This window comes from Sphingobacterium sp. IITKGP-BTPF85, from assembly GCF_001006065.1.
In the GTDB taxonomy this organism is placed as follows: domain Bacteria; phylum Bacteroidota; class Bacteroidia; order Sphingobacteriales; family Sphingobacteriaceae; genus Sphingobacterium; species Sphingobacterium anhuiense.
This window is the reverse complement of record NZ_ASZT02000004.1, coordinates 18,827-36,090: the sequence shown is the minus strand read 5'-3', so window position 1 is coordinate 36,090 and position 17,264 is coordinate 18,827. Positions and strand designations below refer to the sequence as shown.

Here is a 17,264-nt window from a genome sequence, read left to right as displayed (position 1 = left end):
CACGAACCACTTGTTAAGCTTGAAAGAGATGAATACTTTGTCCCGCAATGTTTACAGACATACTGCGATTTTTCGCTTCCCTCATATAGTTTGTGTTTTCCTTTATGAGAGCCATTAGGATGTCGCATACACGAACCACTTGTTAGACTTGATACGCTGGAATACTTTGTTCCGCAATACTCACAATAATAATTTGCCATAATCTGTAATATTTTATATTATGCCTACTCTCAAAGTTTTCAGCTTTCCTTATTTTACATAGCAAAAATACTTAAAGAGTAAGCCAATCCGTGTCACACTCTAAATTATAAAAAAATAGCACTAAGAATCTGTATATTATCTTCTATGTTTTGGAGGTTTTTTCTTCTTCATCCGATTAGCAAACTGTTCTTCTTCGTAATCCTCGCCTTGTGCATCGGATAACAGGCTAAACAATCCCAAATCGGTATTAGGCGAATGTTCCTGTGAGAGAAACTCAAAAAGGTTTTTTGTCGGTAGGTTGTCTATTTCATTTGCTTTAGAAACATGGTTATCTTGTATCTTCAATTCGGGTTTGTTTCCGTTGTTCCACCAATCGTTGAATACGTTTGCCGACAAGTTTCTGTCTAATTGTGAGCCCTTCCAAACGCTACGGCTTTCGTGGTCAATAAAGGTCATACCGTAAATTCGTCCTTCACTATTACGTCTTACAACTGTATTAATACCCTGCTCGGTCAACTGCTTTTTAAAATCTGTTTTGTTGCTTGTGGTATGTATGGCAAGCTCCACCGTATTTTTCAGAACAGACCTTACAGGCGTGGTTTTCATTTTCTCTTTGGACTGCTCAAAGTGTTTTTGCAATTGTGTAACGCCTGCATCTTTCCCGAAAAGCGATGCTTTGAACGGGTTACTTACTTTGTTCCTGTTTTCGTCCAATGCAACATACACCAATCCGTTTACGGTCTGACCGTTCCGCTCGCCTTTGACTTCTTCCACTGTGATGTTGAAAAGTGATAGTAAAGCATTGTAACTACCCATAGTAGAAAAGTTATAATACTTTGGTAGATGCCGTACTACCGAAGCAATCTGACTTTTTATGTCGCCATTTTTATGATTTACAGGCTTGAAAACTTTATTGGCTTGTTTCTGCTCTTGTTCAGTTGCCTTTTTCATATTATATTTCTGTTCCAAATCCCGACAGATTGCCATTGAGCGTGGATGGTCGTAATCATCAGGTATTTTCTTTCCGTCAATAGCTACACAAGTCGAAACAATGTGTATATGCGTTCGGTCAATATCCGTATGCTTGAAAACAATATAGGCTGATTGCCGTAACCCATACGTTCCATATATAACTGTGCCATTTCGGTAAACTGTTCATCGCTGACCTTATCCGCAGGATCTGGGTTCAGCGATATATGCCGAACCGTCTTTTCCGTTTTGATGTTTGCCGACAGGTACGGCTCAAAACACTTATTAAAATAGGCTACAGAATAACTGCCGTCCACCGTATCGGGTATCTTGTTCAGTAATAAAACCGCTCCGTTTTCATTGTCCACTTTCTGTTGATTATACAAAATCGCTCCGTACATATTGCTTCCTTTTCCGATTTTTGCAATCATATTTTTATTCTTTTTTCACATAATTTGCTTCAAATTCCTGTGTCAAACGGATGATTTCCTTAGTGAATTTTACCAATTCTATGGTTTCTTTTTCCAATTTAAAAAGGTACGTTCCTGCTTTTTTCTCTGAAAAATTGCGGTACAATATCTTCACAATCTGATTGTAATTTGTTCCGATCGCTCGAAACTGACTAAAAAATCGGGTCAGTTTTTCGTGATATTCTATTGCATCCATATCAATTTTTACGGTCTTTACCGTCTTCTGAAAGATACAAGCTGTAATAAAATGGGCGATTACTTTCATTTCTGATTGGTCAAAAAGTGCAAGAAACTTTGCATTATCTTCTGCATTTAGGTTAATGGAATACCGATTGACGGCAGGGTCATTCTTTGGTTTTCTTCCTGTTTTTCTAATCTGTTTTCTGTTTTTCTCTTCCATAATAATCCATTTTTAATTTTTAATAAACGTGCGACTTCGGAGCCGTTTCCAGCCCCCTGCAAGGGCAAGTGCTTTTGAGATGCCGAAATTTATTTCGAGTACCTCAAAAGATAACTTGCTCTGAACAGGTGTTCAGAAAAATCCGTTTTGCAAACGGATTGTAGTTAGCAGGGAAAACCCATAGCTTCCATTACAAATTTCGGTAAGACTATTTGAATAACAGTTATTTACAATCACGACAATGAACGCCAAATGCTACCTTTGAGTGCCACATCAACATAGACTGGAATTGCTTTCGCTTCCTTTGTATATGGTTAGCTGGCTGGTTGGTTATAACCTTAACTATGTAGCCAATCAGCATAAATCCCGACAGCAAATCTGCGTGATTGAATGCAAACGAATTACAGATTTTTGAGTTAATGAATTAACCAATTAAGGGTATGCAGGTGCATAGGTAGTTACATAAATACAACAGTATATACAGCTGATTGCTTAGTTAACCAAACAGCTAATTGGATATAATATTAAAAATGAGAGATATGATACACGAAGAAAACAAAAATCAGCAACCCGAAAAAGAGGATTTCTCTATTGAAAATTTCCTAACTGATGAAAAGAAACAATCTTTCACGGAACAACAGGCAGTAACATATCGGGAAGATTTTGTCAAACCCAAAGTAGATGAGGAAGCTATTATGCGTGTAATGGCAGGCGAAGAACCTTCGGAAACTGAAACGGAAAACACAAAAACACCTGAGAGTAATACAAGAAGGATGACTTACAAGCCAAAGAAGCTGACCAAAGTGGACTACTGCGGACGGTTCTTCAAAATTCCCACGACAACGGCAAGCAGGGGGAAATCAGTGTATGTACGGCAGGAACACCACGAGACATTTAACAGACTTACAAACATTATGGGCATCGACAAACTGACGATTTATGCGTATCTGGACAACATTATCGAATACCACTTTCAGGAGTTCGGGGAATTGATTAGCGAAATCTATAACGAGAAACACAAACCGCTGTTTTGATTATGGTGTTTTGTCAGGTGCGATGCGTTGCTCCCTCTTAAAATTACTTTTCAAAAGAAAAAAACAGAAAAAAAAGAAAGCCATTTTAACAAGGCGGACAGGCGAAAAAACCAAAAGGAAACGGAATAAGTCCCGAAGGGTGGCAGGGCAAACACAACCACTCGGCGAAGCCACCATATTTGCCCTGCCATTATGCCGTAAGCTTTTGGTTGGGTGGTGCGGTGGCTGTCCGCCTTATCTTTGCTACCTTTTTTATTGTTTTTTAATCAATTCCAATCAAAAAAAGGGTACAAAAAACACGTAAGGGCTAAGGATAGGTGTTTTTTGTATGCTTTCCTTTATCCGTACAAAACTCTTTAAATGTATGAAGGCTTTGCAAGGAAAATTTAAAGTGTTTTGAGGATTACTTTCTATTCATATTGTGCCAACATAAGCCAAATACTGCCACATAATGCCAATTGAAAAAAATACATTCCCTTGTGTTCTATATTGGGCTGAAATTTGAACCTATGGCACAAAAAGTAATACCTGACAAAGAGCAGAAAGAGAAAGAACAAATCAGAAAAAAGAACATAGTCCTTTGATACAAGTTGATAAGCAGAGCGACCCGATTTCTAATTTCATCGCTAATTTCAAACGCCAGTTCAGGGAAGCAAAAGGCTTAATAGATTGGAACAGGCTATTTGGCGGTAAACGTGCTGAACAGTCAGAGCAATCTGTCCAGCCTGAAAGTTTAATTGGTACGACAAAAACAGTTATGCGTTCAGATTTTAAAAACGATGAAAAAAATCAGACTGTACAGAAAAACAAAAAGCCTGCCTTGAAGACTGACAATGCAATCAAACCACAACAGGCTCGTCCGAAAAACAATAAACCAAAATTGGGATTGTAATACAGTATTTGGCATCTGTGCGCCAAATACCGCCATTGGATGCAACATTAGAATGACCTATGTAAATAGCTTTTATTTTAGAGGTTTAAATGATGCAGATATGGAAATAACAGTTTTAGACATTCGGATTTTAAAAGCATTGCATAGGGAAGTTAAGGAAGTTTCCAATTTGATAGCGGAAATGACTGCACCCTACAAAGCATTGCAACAGGCAACAAAATGGCTCGACCAACAGGAAGCCTGCCAACTGCTGAACATCAGCAAAAGAACTTTGCAGACATACAGGGCAAAAGGTATTCTTGGGGCAACGCAAATCAATCGGAAGACGTATTTCAGATTATCCGAAGTGGAATTACTTATGCAGGGAGAGCGACCATTAAAAAAGCAAAAGAAATGAAACAGATTGGAAATTCAAACGAAGATATGCTTGCCTTGCTCGAAGCTGTGGTAGGCATCAAAAATGAACTGTTATATATCAGAGAATATTTCCACCCATTACTAAAAGGGGAAATCTATCTGTCAGGCGAACAGGTTTGCGAGATGTTACACATCAGTAAACGGACATTGCAACAGTACAGGGATGACGGACTGATACCTTTTATCAAGCTCGAACGGAAAATCTTGTTTCGTGAAAGCGATATTGTAAAAGTATTGGAAGATAACTACCAACGTTAGCCCATTAAATGAATGCTTTGAAACTGTAACCCGTATCGGTCAATTAAAGAAACAGCCCACTGCTTAAAGCGGTGGGCTGTGTTGTTTTAAAAAATTGTGACATAATGTTATAGGCTTGAAACAAAGGACTCCTCCATACCCTTAAATTTATGCGATACCTTTTGCATATCCTTACCAACTTTCTCGTTGAGTATCTTAGCATAAATCTGAGTAGTGGCAATATTCTTATGCCCTAACATTTTGCTCAAACTCTCCAACGGAACACCCTCGCTTAAAAATAGCGTAGCAAACGTATGACGTGCCAAATGAAAGGTTACTTTCTTTTCTACAAGGCAGTCAATCAGTTGAGATATTCTCTTTAAGCTGTCATTACAAATCGTATTTGATGGTACAGGAAATACCTTTCCGTCCTTTGACAATCCTGCATATTTTTCAATAATCATTTTTGGAATATCTAAGAGCATTACGTTTGATGATGTAGCTGTTTTCTTTCTTCGCACAATAATCCACCTGTTACCGTCAAAAAAATCTTGGATATTGCTATTTTTAAGTCCTTTCATATCTGAATAGGAAAGACCTGTAAAACAACTGAAAACAAACAGGTCTTTAACTAATTCGTCTTTCTTTTTATCGCAGTTGAACGTTACGAGCTGTTCCAGCTCGTTCCGCAACAGGTAACCACGGTCTTTATCCTTTTTGGTATTCTTGTATTCGCTGAACGGATTAAAAGCAAGATACTTTCTGCTCATTGCCAATCGGCAAAGCGTAGTAAATCCAATCATATACAGCCAAATGGTGTTGTGTGTTAAACTTTGGTCGTCACGCAGATAGTAATCAAAGTCCTGCACAAAATCAGGTGTAAGGTCGTTAAAGGACACATCGGAATAGCCGTATTTTGTAAGTGCAAAATTTCGAAGATGTTTCAAAAGTATTTTGTATTTACTGCGTGTGCCATTTACCCGAAGTCCACTATTAACCTTTTTCTCATAGTCGGATAGGAACTGTTCATAGAATTTGAAAAAGGTCAGTTCTCCGCTTTCCATCCCAAGAACGGCATTTTTAAGTTTAGCACTGTTTACAGCCCCCTCATTCTTCAGGATTTTGGAATAGCATTCCTCAATACCCGAACGAATTTTGTCAAGTTTCCTGTTTGTGTCTTGTGCTTCTCGGCTTTTACCTAAAACCCTGCCGTACTTCAAATCCCAATTTGTTGCGGAAATATCCAGCTTTGTACTGAATGCAGACTGTTTGCCGTTTACGGTAATCCTGCACATAACCGTAACCTTTCCGTTTTTCTTTGGGGCATTCTTTTTAAGGTAGAATAATACCTTAAATGTTGATTTTTTTGTCGTTTCCATACTCACAATTCTTAATGATAAAATTAAACCTATGTGAGCTACGGAACAATATGAAAAACTATGCATAAAGCTGAAATACAGCATTTTAAAACGATTATTTCTAATATTTAAAAGTAACGTTTTAGTAACCTTACTTTTGCCAAACCTCGCTTTTTCCTGCTTTTTACCTCATTACCAAAAAATCATAAAACGGCTGTAAAGCCTTAACTTACAACCGTTTTGCCTGTTATTAATCTTTGATGTATTTTTACTGAAACTTTATTTTAAATATAACGAAGATAGAAGATTTTGGATTGCGAATCAGTTCCTTCTTATTTATTACTTACAGATCTGCTTAAATGGATTTGTAAAGATAAAATATAATTGACGAATTTATACATGTTTTGATTCGCTTTGGAAGATCAAAAGTTTGCAAGATTAATTGAACTAACATTTGTACAACTGTTCCAAGATTGTATTCCACTGTAAAGCAAAAAATCACGGAATAATAGTTCCGTGATTTTTTGTTGCTTTTTTACATTGGTTATTTAACCTTTTTTCTTTTTCATGGTCATTTTTGCTTTTTTACCAGCACCATAATTATATGTTTTGCTATTACTTTCTTTCTTTTGATGGTAAGCTGCACCACGTGTTCCATCATTATCATCATCAATTAATGAGGTATTTCCCTTTTTTGCACTGTAAATTGATAATTTTTCTGGTAAATCAAGAACTTCCATTTTTTGACCTATTGTATGCTCCATCTTTTTTATTTCAGGCAACTCCAAATCTGTTGCAAAAGTAAATGACAATTGCTCTTCTGCATTTGATTTAATGATTCGTTGTATAAGCGTATCGTTATTCTCGGGGATTTCAAAATGAAAAATATACGGTATTCCTGACACATCTAATACTTCAGTTCCTTCATTGGCTACGATTAATATCCGATGAGCATCCTCTTGTTTAAATAATTCGATATCAGAAATACTTTTATCTTCAAAAAATAAGGGGTTAAATATAACGATCTCATCGTTATATTTACGGTGTAAGCTTTTCCCTAATTTTTGTGCAGTAAGTTTACTATTAACGAAAATGATCACTTTATCAAAAACTTCGTTGTCCAGCATTAAGCTGTTGAGAAGATTGATTTTTGTTGTGAAATTTGGAACCTGATATAGAAACATATCATGTACATTAAGTTTTTCCGCAGCAAGTTCTTCTACTTCGATCAGGGCTGGAGAAACCATAAAACCATCAATCATCTGGTGTAATTTTTCATGCTCCACTGTGCTAAAAACAAGATGTTGACACTTTTTAGCACTCTGAACAAGTTCTTTCACCGGAGTTATCATGCCATTTTTAATTACCTCTTCTGCATCATCGATAATTATGGTATGTATTAAATTAAGATTTAAGCCCAATTTAAGGTAGACAGCTCTTGCTCTATTTGGAGTAGAAACAACGATTTCAACACCAGCGACAAGTTTTTCAATTTCTTGCTCCATACTACCTCCAGCACGTAATCCAATAATACTAAGGTCTTTATTTTTACTGATCAAATAAAATTGATCAACAATAGCCTGAACACATTCTTGATCAGGAGCCAAAATCAAAACTTTTGGAGCATCAGGAACGTTGAATTTAAGTCCAGAAAGTACACTCAGGATATAAGTTGTCGTTTTACCTGAACCGTCAGGACCTATAGCGATAATATCTTGGCCACCTAATATCCGAGACATAGATTTCACTTGTATTTCCTTGGGTGTTAAATAACCCAAACTTTCCATGGATTTTTGTAACCGCTTGCTTAATTTTAATTTATCGAAAGACACTTTATTGTCGTATTTAATGAATAATGGACAAAGTTACTTAAAAAATAATTGCTAATAGACCATTACAAAGCTTTATGGCATTTTACTAAAACCATAAATTGCAATAAGAAATTGAGATCAGCATTGCATGATGATTATAGTTCTTAATCCATTACATCTTATGAAACCATGCGTTAATGTAAGATTGATCTCAGTAAATGTTGAAAGTTTTTCTTTTTGTTTTATTATCACTATATTTAAAGGAAAGCGAATCATTAGAGAAAGGAATGGAAATGGTCACAGAATTAGAAAAATATTCATTGGTATTTCAACCCTGTGAAAAGGGTATTCAGATGGTAAAATCTATCAAAGAAAGTTTAAAGAACAAGATTGGATGGTTTTCGAGTTGTCATTCATTAGCGCATATTACCATATGTGAATATTTAGCCAATGGTAATGATCTATCAAAGATAAAGAAACAAGTCACAGAGATTCTTAAATATGAAAATTCGCAATATGTGTATTTTGATGATTATAGTGCCTTTCCAAAAAATGGTGCTTTTTTCATTGCTCCAGCATTAAAATCTAGACAGTTTTTGAAAAATAAAATGCAGGCCATAACCAGTATCGATTTTGATACGAAAATGTTTAAAAGTACTGAACCTCATTTGACAGTTGGGCGTAAGTTGGATCAGGATAAGCTTGCTGTAGCTTTTGAAAATTTCAAAGCAATAGATTTAGATTTTTTTTGTTCTAGTATTTTCTTGCGAAGATTTAATCCCATTAGAAAACAATATGATACAATAGAAGAATTTAAATTTGGCAATCTTCCTAAACCTCCTAAAGAGGAGGGACAGTTGTCTTTTGATTTCTAATAAAAGGATAAAAATGTAGTTTTTCGTTTTAGGATTTATATCTTTATTTCCGCAAGATAGATGGCATATTAACGACATAGCAATCCTAATGAGTAAAGATCCTTACCAGCATGAAAAATCTCTTTCAGATGTGCACGAAAGTGTTGAAATCAGTAAGGGGAAATCAAAAATAAAAAAATCCTCAGTTTTTTTGGACCGGCCTATTTAATTAGTGTAGGTTATATGGATCCTGGGAATTGGGCTACAGATTTAGCCGGGGGAAGTCAGTTTGGCTATGCCTATTATGGGTTTTATTGATGAGTAACATCATGGCTTTACTCTTGCAGAGTCTTTGTACCCGTTTAGGAATAGTGAGACGAAAAGATCTCGCACAGTGCAATCGGGAGACATACCCAAGGCGCATGAATTTTGTACTATATATCTTAGCAGAAATTGCAATCGCGGCCTGTGATCTCGCTGAAGTATTGGGAATGGCGATCGGATTAAACTTACTTTTTGGAATAGATATCCTTTGGGGCGTATTAATCAGTTTTGCAGATACATTTTTGATTATGTATCTACAGAAATTAGGAATGCGAAAGATGGAACTTTTCATTATTGGTCTAATTACGATGATTGGTATGTGCTTTATGGTAGAGATGTTTTTAGTTCAGCCTGATTTCGGTGAAGTAATGACCGGCTTTATTCCAAGCTTACCCAATAGCGCTGCACTTTATATTGCAATAGGAATTATCGGAGCTACTGTAATGCCCCATAATTTGTATTTACATTCAGCCTTGGTACAAACGCGAAAAATAGACAGAGATGACCATTCCATAAGTAAAGCACTCAAATATAATTTTTTTGATAGTGCAATAGCTTTAAATCTAGCCTTTCTGGTTAATGCCGCTATTCTTATCCTCGCATCAGCCGCCTTTCATAAAAATGGTATGCATGATGTAGCAGATCTGGAAGATGCATATCACTTATTAGGGAAGACACTAGGAACAGATCTGGCACCTAAATTATTTGCAATAGCGCTAATACTGGCAGGTCAAAGTTCTACTGTTACAGGTACTTTGGCAGGGCAGATTGTAATGGAGGGATATTTGAGACTAAGGATCAGTCCCACCCTTCGCAGAATTATAACCCGATTATTAGCAATAATACCAGCAGTATTGGTCATATTAATTGCTGGAGAATCTCAAGTTGGCTCTTTATTAATTTTTAGCCAAGTTATATTAAGTATGCAGTTGGCATTTGCAGTTATTCCATTAATTCATTTTGTAAGTGATAAGGAAAAGATGGGAAATTTCGTTATTAAGCCTTATATGCAAATATTGGCATGGCTTATAGCTATTATCATCGCCGTACTTAATATCAAACTGGTATATGAGGAAATCTCAACATGGATTATTAAATATGATGTACTATGGTTAACTGTTTTATTAATTCTTGGGGCCGCAGGTATGATCGTTTTGTTGATTATGACCTTTATTTATCCTATACTTCATAAAAATAGAGCAATTGTATTGGATGTCCATCCCCCATTTGAAGATTTAAAGTTTGATGAACCCATATCGTTCAATAAAGTTGTACTTGCTTTGGACTACTCAACTTCAGATACAAAAGCAGTACAGTACGCCCTTTCTATAGCTAATACGAATTCTCACTTTATCTTGGTGCATATTGTTGAAAGTGCAGGCGTGAAATATACGGGAGAAAGTACGTATGACTTAGAGTCTAGACAAGATCTGGAAAGATTAGAGAAGTATGCACATTTCTTTTCCGATAGAGCCTATCAAGTTAATTTTGAACTGGGTTATAATAATCGGGTTGCTTCTATTGCGAAGATATGTGAACAATATGAAGCTGACCTGTTAATTGTTGGTAGCCATGGCCATACGGGAGTTAAGGATTTTGTTTTCGGAGAAACTGTAAATAAATTGCGACATGCAGTGAAAATACCCGTTTTTATTGCTCAATAACCTGAAATGATAATTATTTAAGATAAAAGATACTAAACTGTTAACGATCTTTTTTATATTAGAGAATAAGATAAAATGCGAATGGATAATATGAAACAGGTTTATATAGAAAGAGATGTAGCAGAATTTCTAAATCTTTCTATGTATCAAAATCAGATTACTTTTTTGAGCAATTTGATGCTCTCTTCTAAGAGCGATCAAATTTTAGAAAAAATCCGACTTGAAATTGATTCTGAGGGAGCGTGGATGGAACCTTTTTCTTATGAATTAGCCTATCTACCCGTTGGATTATCTGTTAAGATACCCACGGATAAAATTATTGTTAAGCCAATTTATTTCCTTCAATTAAGCGAGGTCGAAAGAAGTACTTTTCAAATTAGAGTTTATCAGGACGAAAATTTATTAATAGAAGAAGTAGTATCTATAGCGTTGCAACCCTTATCATTTTTTGGAGGTTTTAATACTCTTCCAGAATTATTAGCATCTTATATTACACCTAATCATCCTTACATTTATGCGGTTAAAAATAAGGCGATTGCCTATCTAGAACAGCAAAATTTGCCTGTTAAATTTGAGGGCTACCAAGCTACAGACCCATCGCGGATTCTTGAAATGATGCGGGCGATATACCATGCTTTGCAAGCGCAAGAAATAGTATACAGCGCATTACCGCCTAGTTTTGAAGAGAATGGACAACGGCTGAGAATGGTTGATGTTATTGCAAAAAACGTTTTGGTAATTGTATTGATATTAGTTTACTCTACGCAGCATGTTTGGAGGCGATTGATTTGAATCCAATAATAATAGTTACTAAAGGACATGCTTTCGTAGGATGTTGGCTTCATCAAGATCGATTTGCGCAGATTATTAACGAAGATAAAACCGCTATTACTAAACGTTTTGCTAAAGGAATAAGTGAAATTGTTGTTGTTGAGTCAACAAGTGTTTGTAAAGGAGCTAGTATTAACTTTAATCAGGCAATTGATCTTGCGGAAGCGAGCCTGATAGAAAGGAATGATTTCTTACTTTCCATCGACATAAAGCGTGCGCGTGCCAGCGGTATCAAACCTCTTCCATTAAAGATAGATGATTCTTTCGATCTCGAGCATGAGTTTATACGAAATCAAGTAGATTTGAAGATGCAAGAAGAAACGATTGAGGTAGGAAAAATTTATGAAGAATTTGAGGGAAATGGTAATAAATCCATCAGTAAGCAGAAGTCTGGGAAAGAAAGCTGTTAGACCTGTCATTGCGCAACAATCTTCTTAATTTGCGTATGACAAAAAATATGTTACAGATTATGGATGTAAATATTCATGACCTGGAAGACCTGTTAGTTGATGGTAAAAGTTTCTCGATCAGTGCTAGTGCAGATGCTCCCATACTGAAGCAGTACAATATCTTGAATCCTTCATTACATCCTTCATCGGCAGCATATCAATTGGCAAAAGAAGAATTAGCACATAACCGTTTATTATCTTATTATCATGCTGATGATTTAGATACAATTCTGACTCATATATCCCGAAATGCCAAATTATCGATAGAAGAGAACGGCTCCAGTACTTTATTCTTGGCTATAGGACTGTTACAGTGGCGGGATAAAAAAACGCTTGCCCAAGTTCGATCTGCTCCAATTATATTAATTCCGGTTGAGCTGACGCGACGCTCTATCAACAGTAAATTTGTCCTCAGAAGCCGCGAAGAAGAGGCGATGATCAATATTACCTTATTAGAGTTTCTTCGTCAAGAACACGGTTTGGATCTCCGGGATCTCGAAGAGCTTCCTAAAGATGGAAAAGGAATCGATGTTGCACAATTGATCGCACAGATGCGACGAGCAATCATGGGACTTAAGGGATGGGATATTGTAGATCAGGTGATTTTGGGTAATTTCTCTTTTAACAAATTAATTCTTTGGAATGATATTGCGCACCAATCTGAAGAAATTGCAAAAAGTAGCATTGTTCGTAGCCTTATCGATGGCCAGTTGCGATTAGATATTGGAAAAGAGGAAGTTCCATTAGATTTTGATAATATAAACCCATCTGCTTTAGCGTTGCCTATAGCAACAGATGTATCCCAATTAGAAGCAATTTTCACTTCTAATCAGAATCAAAGTTTTGTTTTACATGGTCCTCCTGGGACAGGTAAATCCCAGACGATTACTAACATTATTGCAAATGCACTTTATCAGGGCAAAAAAGTATTGTTTGTTGCTGCGAAGAAAGCCGCATTAGATGTTGTATATAAGCGATTGGCAGCAATAGGTCTATCCAATTTCTGTTTGGAACTACACTCCAATAAAGCAAAAAAATCAGATCTACTGTCACAGCTTGCAGAAACTTTGGAACAGCCGCAGTTGAAGGGTAATTTTAATTTTCAAGATGAGGCCAATCATTTAATAAATGCTAAAAAAGAGTTACAGATTTATATTAGCCAATTGCATAAACAGCAACCTATTGGCTGGAGTTTGTACGATAGTATTACAGCATTAACAACTTTAGAATCTTATCAGTTCGCTAAAATCGATCTCCCTAAAACATTTTTTGATTCTTTGACAAATGAGAAATGGCGAACATGGAAAGATCTGGTAATCGATTTAAATTCTGTTTCAAAGATTATCGCTAATCCTATTCAGAATCCGTTCAAAGGTATTGCTCTTGTGCAATACTCAAGTGCTATCCAACAGGAAGTTGTATCCTCTGCTGTAGAATTAAATCATACTCTGTTGGAGTATGGGCAATTGCTACGTCAGTTCATATCAAATTTTGATATGCCGATTCAGAACTTATCTTGGTCAGATTTATATTTATTCGATCAGCTTATTAAGTCCTTAACGGAACTTCCTGAGACGGATTTATCGCTTTGGAAGATGCTATTAAGCAAATCGCAAGAAGAGCGATTACAGAAATGGATCTCTCATTTTGAAATATATCAGAGCAGACGTCAGGTTTTATTAAATCATGCTCACAAAAGCGTGCTCGATGCTAATTTGACAGCATTAGAATCTTTATGGAATGAGGCAAAACAAACTTGGTTTTTACCAAAATGGTTTAAAAAAAGAAAAGTAAAGAAAGGTTTGTCAGCTTTTAGTACCATACCTTTACATGAAGATGAAACCTTCGATCAGTTTTTTGCTTATGTCAATGCCTTTCAACAAATAAGAGCAGTAGTTGAGTCTAAAGAGTATGAGGCAATCCACCAAGGCTTAGGCAGCTCTTACCTGCAAGAAGATACTAATTTAAAACTTGTGCAGGAGCAAATTGAGACACTGAAAATAATTAATGGACAATTAATAGCATTAAGTAATGTTACCGTAACTGATATTGTACAAAAGTGGATTGAAAAGTCGAAAACAAAAACATCCCAATTGATCCCAAATCAAGAATATACTTTACAAAGTTTAACAAAGGTATGGGGTACACTACTTATTAAGAGTAATGATTTTCAAACTTTAACGCAATTAGATATTCGGTCTTATCCTGTTCAGGTCGATTGGCTGACTGATATCGAAGGTAAAATTTCTGGTATTATTGATCAGATTGATTATTTAAAGAATTGGACAAATTATTCGAAAACAAAAGAAAAAGCCATATCATTAGATTTAAACTGGTTTATTGAATTGTATGAAAAAGATGATCTTAAACAAGAACATCTTTTGGAACATTTTGATTATATCATTCATTACAATCTGGCCAATCAAGTGATCGCTTCGCATGAAGCACTTAATATGTTTAATGTTCGATTATTTGAAGATAAGATCGAAAAGTATAAACAAATTGCAAATTCTTTCACTGAATTGACTAGAAAGGAATTATTGTTACGACTTAATGAACGGTTGCCAAATAATACTATTGAAGCTCTTCAAGGATCTGAAATAGCAATTTTACAGCGTGCTATTAAAAATCGGGGACGTGGTGTAAGCATTCGAAAGCTATTCGATCAAATTCCAGCATTACTGCCTCGTTTAGCTCCGTGTATGCTTATGAGTCCAATTTCAGTGGCTCAATATTTTGAGGTAAATCCGGACCAGTTTGATTTATTAATTTTCGATGAAGCTTCTCAATTACCACTTGTGAAGCTGTCAGTTCTTTAGCTCGATCTAACACGCGGTTATAGTAGGTGACCCAAAACAGATGCCTCCAACATCATTCTTCATGACGAATAAAGTAGATGAGGAAAATATGGAAATTGAGGACCTTGAAAGTATTTTAGATGACTGTCTTTCTTTATCATTTCCTTCAAAATATTTGTTACGTCATTATCGAAGTAAACACGAAAGTCTTATTGCTTTTAGTAATGCACATTATTACGACAATAAATTATTAACATTTCCATCAGCAGATGATCTAAATAGTCGTGTCACGTACCAGCATGTATCAGGTCATTATGACAAGGGTAAAACCCGACAGAATAAATTCGAAGCACAGGCCATCGTTGAAGATGTCGCAAGACGGTTTCAGAATGAAAAAACTCGAAAACAGAGTGTCGGTATTGTCACCTTTAGTCAAGTGCAACAGAATCTTATAGAAGATAAGCTAAACGAGTTGTATCGACTTGATTCGGAGCTGGAAGCATGGGCTACGGAAAGTGATGAACCTATTTTTATTAAAAACCTAGAAAATGTTCAAGGTGATGAACGAGATGTGATTTTGTTTTCAATTGGATATGGACCAGATGAAAATGGTCAAGTGAGTATGAATTTTGGACCGTTGAATAGGGAAGGTGGTTGGAGAAGGCTGAATGTTGCGGTAACTCGGGCTCGAGAGGAAATGAAAGTTTTTGCAACACTTCGATCTGATCAGATAAACTTAAATCGTACAGCTTCAGAAGGAGTCGCGGGTTTGAAAAATTTTCTGACTTTTGCCGAAAAAGGACACCTTGTACTAGATGCTAGCCAAATAACCACGACAGATAATCATGCTAATTTAACCCAAAATATCGCAAATAGATTACGTGCCGAAGGATTAATCGTCAATGTCAATATAGGAACATCTGACTATAGAGTTGATTTAGGTATTGTTCATCCCGAACATCCGAAACGCTATATTTTATCGATTTTATTAGATGGACTTAATTATTTTCAAGCGGAAACTACCAACGACCGCGAACTGGTATTACCAAAAATGTTGGAAAGTTTAGGTTGGAATATTTTTAGAATCTGGACATTGGATTGGATTGAGAATGCTGACCTTATAGTTGAATCTATTTTGGAAAAAGTTAATGCATTGCTATTAAAAACAGAAGAGCATGACCATATTGTAGCTAACGTCACAGAAAGTATTCATCAGAATGGATATCATATTGAAGAAATTGATTATTCTCCTATAATTTCTAAACAGATCCCTTATGAGAGCACTCATTTGCCAAAAGCATTTGCTATCGGAGCAGAGGGCTTAGAAGATCTTGGGAATAGGGCATTGATCCATAGACAGATGGAGTTGCTTATTCATCATGAATCACCCATAAGTAAGTCTTTTTTATATAAGCGTATTATGGAACATTGGGAAGCCAAACCTAGTGTTAAAATCGAGCGAATTCTATCTGAAATAATAGTAGATGTTCCTTCGCAAGTAACCAAACACCGTCAACCATTTTATTGGAAGGAACAAAGTGTGGTTGATATCAACTATTATCGGTCAAATGCTGGAATAGGAAGAAATTCAGAAGATATAGCCCCAGAGGAAATTATAGTAGCATTGCAAGAAGCCGTCGAACAGAATTTAAGTATCGTTGAAGATGATTTAGTCCGATACTTGGCTCGTCAATTTGATTTTCAGAAAATGGGTAAGCAAATTGAATTTTCGATGCGTTATGCGATTGGCATAGCTGTCGAAAAACAACTTGTAACACAGGAAGAAGGCCGTATAAAGATGATCGATAATAAATAGTTTTTTTAAATCATTGTTAAATTGTAATGATCAGTTTTACAAAAAAACGAGCGTTATTCTTTAGGATAACGCTCGTGATTTGAAAATTATTTTAATTAAAATTTGTAGCCTACCATGATGCCTACCGTTTTGTTTTTAGCATCAAGAGTTTTATCAATACTGCTAAATCCATGACTGTAATAGGCATCTAATGTCAATTTGCTAATATCAAGACCTAATCCAATTCGACCATCAAAAGAAAACTTTTTATAATCAGTAGTTGCTGTTGATTTAACGGTTTTAATGTCATAATTCAATTGTGGTCCCAACATAGCACGTAAATTAAAATCGCCATCATTGATCAACTTATATCCTATCTGAAGCGGTAAATTTATCTGATAGAATTTTGGTGTTTTCTCATTTTTGTCAAAAGTATATTCTTTACGTAACAAGCTCACTCCTAAACCCGGTTGAAAGAATAATTCATTTCCAATACGGGCAAACCCAGCGACAGAAACACCCACTTTCCCATTATTATCTTTGACGGATTTGTTACCAAAAGATGTCATGTTATAATTGCTTCCAACTTGAAGTCCATAAGTAACTTCTTGTGCTTTTGCTGCGGTGGACAATCCTAATAATGTCAATCCCATAAGGGCAGTTTTTAATGTTGTTTTCATTTTTCTAAACGTATTTGTATGTGTATTGATTAATTATTCGTCTTTCCTTTATGACAACATAACATCACGATACCCTTGAA

14 protein-coding genes and 1 pseudogene are annotated in these 17,264 nt (G+C 35.8%); 10 read left to right on the top strand and 5 right to left on the bottom strand.

Going from position 1 to position 17,264, the window contains the following annotated elements; translation table 11 throughout:
- Positions 1-336: 336 nt before the first annotated feature.
- Together mobB and mobA are read right to left on the bottom strand one after the other, a co-directional pair.
- Positions 337-1,571 (bottom strand): annotated as a pseudogene (gene mobB / locus L950_RS01280) (conjugal transfer protein MobB).
- 34 nt (positions 1,572-1,605) lie between these two features.
- Positions 1,606-2,040 (bottom strand): conjugal transfer protein MobA, encoded by a 435-nt coding sequence (mobA, locus tag L950_RS01275; protein WP_021191506.1) that lies wholly within the window; start codon positions 2,038-2,040, stop codon positions 1,606-1,608.
- A 539-nt stretch (positions 2,041-2,579) separates the two neighbouring features.
- Between mobA and L950_RS01270 the strand changes: the two genes are divergently transcribed.
- The 4 genes from L950_RS01270 (at position 2,580) to L950_RS34815 (ending at position 4,641) form a co-directional block, all read left to right on the top strand.
- Positions 2,580-3,074: a DUF3408 domain-containing protein gene (locus L950_RS01270; RefSeq protein ID WP_031289222.1), complete on the top strand. Its 495-nt coding sequence runs from the start codon at positions 2,580-2,582 to the stop codon at positions 3,072-3,074.
- A gap of 580 nt (positions 3,075-3,654) precedes the next feature.
- A complete protein-coding gene (locus tag L950_RS01265; RefSeq protein WP_021191503.1) occupies positions 3,655-3,966 on the top strand; it encodes a hypothetical protein in 312 nt (103 codons plus the stop codon).
- Complete coding sequence (locus L950_RS36160) at positions 3,908-4,363, top strand: helix-turn-helix domain-containing protein (protein ID WP_316930495.1); 456 nt, start codon at positions 3,908-3,910, stop codon at positions 4,361-4,363. The genes L950_RS01265 and L950_RS36160 overlap by 59 nt, the downstream gene beginning before the upstream one ends.
- Positions 4,360-4,641 carry a helix-turn-helix domain-containing protein gene (locus tag L950_RS34815; protein WP_021191501.1) on the top strand — a complete coding sequence of 94 codons (282 nt, stop codon included), beginning with the start codon at positions 4,360-4,362 and terminating at the stop codon, positions 4,639-4,641. Before L950_RS36160 ends, L950_RS34815 begins: the two co-directional genes overlap by 4 nt.
- 107 nt (positions 4,642-4,748) lie before the next feature.
- Here L950_RS34815 and L950_RS01250 read toward each other — a convergent pair whose 3' ends face one another.
- Both L950_RS01250 and L950_RS01245 read right to left on the bottom strand, forming a co-directional pair.
- Positions 4,749-5,999 carry a site-specific integrase gene (locus L950_RS01250; protein ID WP_021191500.1) on the bottom strand — a complete coding sequence of 417 codons (1,251 nt, stop codon included), beginning with the start codon at positions 5,997-5,999 and terminating at the stop codon, positions 4,749-4,751.
- A gap of 527 nt (positions 6,000-6,526) precedes the next feature.
- A complete protein-coding gene (locus L950_RS01245) occupies positions 6,527-7,765 on the bottom strand; it encodes a DEAD/DEAH box helicase (protein ID WP_046791957.1) in 1,239 nt (412 codons plus the stop codon).
- A gap of 242 nt (positions 7,766-8,007) precedes the next feature.
- Here L950_RS01245 and L950_RS01240 point away from each other — a divergent pair, with 242 nt between their 5' ends.
- The 6 genes from L950_RS01240 (at position 8,008) to L950_RS25625 (ending at position 16,525) form a co-directional block, all read left to right on the top strand.
- Positions 8,008-8,664 (top strand): 2'-5' RNA ligase family protein, encoded by a 657-nt coding sequence (locus tag L950_RS01240; protein WP_021191498.1) that lies wholly within the window; start codon positions 8,008-8,010, stop codon positions 8,662-8,664.
- Between the two features lie 296 nt (positions 8,665-8,960).
- A complete protein-coding gene (locus L950_RS01235) occupies positions 8,961-10,631 on the top strand; it encodes an Nramp family divalent metal transporter (protein ID WP_316930494.1) in 1,671 nt (556 codons plus the stop codon).
- A gap of 81 nt (positions 10,632-10,712) precedes the next feature.
- Positions 10,713-11,423 (top strand): hypothetical protein, encoded by a 711-nt coding sequence (locus L950_RS01230; RefSeq protein WP_031289219.1) that lies wholly within the window; start codon positions 10,713-10,715, stop codon positions 11,421-11,423.
- Positions 11,405-11,872: a hypothetical protein gene (locus L950_RS25635; protein ID WP_052764278.1), complete on the top strand. Its 468-nt coding sequence runs from the start codon at positions 11,405-11,407 to the stop codon at positions 11,870-11,872. The genes L950_RS01230 and L950_RS25635 overlap by 19 nt, the downstream gene beginning before the upstream one ends.
- Before the next feature lie 47 nt (positions 11,873-11,919).
- A complete protein-coding gene (locus tag L950_RS25630) occupies positions 11,920-14,730 on the top strand; it encodes a DUF4011 domain-containing protein (RefSeq protein ID WP_231576756.1) in 2,811 nt (936 codons plus the stop codon).
- Positions 14,731-14,770: 40 nt separating this feature from the next.
- The gene (locus tag L950_RS25625) at positions 14,771-16,525 is read left to right on the top strand and encodes an AAA domain-containing protein (protein ID WP_052764275.1); all 1,755 of its coding nucleotides are present in this window, start codon (positions 14,771-14,773) and stop codon (positions 16,523-16,525) included.
- 95 nt (positions 16,526-16,620) lie between these two features.
- On the opposite strand, the gene L950_RS01220 is transcribed toward L950_RS25625, so the two are convergent.
- A complete protein-coding gene (locus L950_RS01220) occupies positions 16,621-17,184 on the bottom strand; it encodes a porin family protein (protein WP_021191496.1) in 564 nt (187 codons plus the stop codon).
- Positions 17,185-17,264: the final 80 nt, after the last annotated feature.